2 protein-coding genes are annotated in these 1,977 nt (G+C 48.3%); both read left to right on the forward strand.

What is annotated here, in order from left to right:
* Positions 1-939: 939 nt before the first annotated feature.
* On the forward strand, positions 940-1,332 hold the full coding sequence (locus tag NW853_RS03390; protein WP_414347761.1) for a hypothetical protein: 393 nt from the start codon (positions 940-942) through the stop codon (positions 1,330-1,332).
* A gap of 181 nt (positions 1,333-1,513) precedes the next feature.
* Positions 1,514-1,924, forward strand: coding sequence for a hypothetical protein (locus tag NW853_RS03395; protein ID WP_414347763.1), 411 nt, complete (start codon positions 1,514-1,516; stop codon positions 1,922-1,924).
* Positions 1,925-1,977 lie beyond the last annotated feature (53 nt).

A 1,977-nucleotide genomic window follows, 5' to 3' on the forward strand; every position in this document is an offset into this window, starting at 1 on the left:
CTCAGCAGCCTGGTAAAAGAGACAACCCCAGCATAACTCCCCGACCGCCCTGCCGGAATCTGTTCCTCAGCACACCTTGCTCCCCAGATGGCTTTTCTCCAATGTCGAAATAGGATCCCACCTGAATACTTGAATATAGTCTTGTTCATCATTTGTCCGAATCGACTGCTTTGATCTGGTCTAACCCGAGGTATGTAAGCCAACTCTCTGGACAGGAGTTGACAGGGGAGAGATCTGACATGATACGCTAGAAGGTAGAACTGCCGGTGGGTATAATACTTTCTGGCAAAAGCCAGGAAGACTTTTGTATTCTGGTTCAGGAGGGGTTCTGTGCAGAAAGTTCAGGAAAGTTTGGCTACTGCTCTAACCATTGATGGAGCTATAGGCATTGCGCTTGGTGACTGGAAGAGTGGCATGTGCTTGGGTTTCAAGGGCTCTAACGTTCCCGCCCTTCCTGAGCGGAATCTAGAGATAGCTGTGGCAGGTATGACCGAGGTTGTTCGGTCTAAGTTCCGGACTTTGGAGTCTGTAGGCATTAAGGATGAGCTCGAAGAGATTCTCGTTGTTCTAAAAACGCAATACCATCTCGTTCGAGTAGTAAAGTCTGTCCGAGGACTCTTTTTCTATCTTGTTATGGATCGAGAAAAGGGTAACCTAGCTCTCGCTCGCATTAAGCTGGATCAAGTGGCAGAACAGCTAGTGCTCTAGCCTAGACCAGGTACTGAGGTAGCTAGAAAGCTTGAGCAGAGCTAGATGAGGAGCTTTGCTTTCTTCACTTAAGCGGTTAAATTTCTTTTTTTGCTTGGCCTTGCGGCTCACTCTTTTCCTACTTGGCAGGAGAAAGGCAATGAGGTAAGGTATAGATGGCTACCTTGCTTACTCGGTAAGTGGTAAGTACCCAAATAACAGTGCCGCCAAGGGAAGAGGGAGGATGTGGCTATGCCGACACTGGAGAAGATTCTTCTGGAGGCTCTTACTTTCGGCGGTGCGCTAGGTGTTGCCGTCGGCGACTGGAGAAGCGGCACATGCCTAGGAGCTAAGTCTGCAGATGTCTCTGCTTTGCCTGAGCGCGACCTATCGCTTGCCATAGCCGGCAACTCGGAGGTGCTGCGCGCTAAGCTCAAGGTTGCAGAGGCTCTGGCCCAACGTTTAAAGGAGATTATTGTAGTTTGCCAGGAACAGTATCACCTGATCTGGTTAGTTAATAGTCATGGGTTGTTTATTTACCTAGTGTTGGATCTAGAAAATGGGAACTTAGCCTTGGCTCGTATCAAGTTGGAGCAGCTTGCAGAGCAGCTCCGCCAGTTACCTCTCAAAACCGCAAGATTCTAAGGGCTTTTCTCTCCCAAGACCCGTAGCTAAAGAAATCCAGAATGCCCAGGCCTCTGGGTTTTGGAGGGAAGTTTCTCACACCTTAAGACCTTGTAAGCTTCCTGGGTGTGTTAACCTACGGTAAACCAAGCCTGGATGTGTTAACCTACGGTAAACCAAGGACGTAGGAGCTCCTTAGCAAATGAATCACATTCAGGTTGCTCTAGGCGAAGGCCTTACTGTCGAGGGGGCTTTAGGGATCGCTTTTGCAGATTGGAGAAGAGGTGGCTACATAGCTCATAAACTCAGCATGAGCAGCGATGGCTTTTCACGAGCTGAACTAATGTTGCTGGTAGCCAGCAGCACAGAAGTGGTTAGAAACAAAGCTTTGCAAAGTGAAAAACCTGCAGAAAAAATTAGAGAAATAGTTTTCATCTACGAAAAGTTATTTTGCCTCATTCGATTGGTTGAAACCACAACTGGCTCGTTCCTCCTTCTAGTCTTAGACAGCGAAAAGGGCAATCTGAGCCATGCTCGTCTGAAGCTTTCCCAAATTTCCTCTAAGCTAAAACTACCTAATGACTCGGAGCCCGCTTGCTACCAAGACCAGTAATGCGGAACCGGGGACTTGAACCCCGATGGCATTGCTGCCACTAGAACCTGAAT

It is taken from the genome of Synechococcus sp. H55.11 (assembly GCF_047462475.1).
Classification (GTDB): domain Bacteria; phylum Cyanobacteriota; class Cyanobacteriia; order Thermostichales; family Thermostichaceae; genus Thermostichus.

Excerpts from the sequence above, each read along its gene's own strand:
- NW853_RS03390 (WP_414347761.1), top strand. The coding sequence starts at position 940 with ATGCCGACACTGGAGAAGATTCTTCTGGAGGCTCTTACTTTCGGCGGT.
- NW853_RS03395 (WP_414347763.1), top strand. The coding sequence starts at position 1,514 with ATGAATCACATTCAGGTTGCTCTAGGCGAAGGCCTTACTGTCGAGGGG.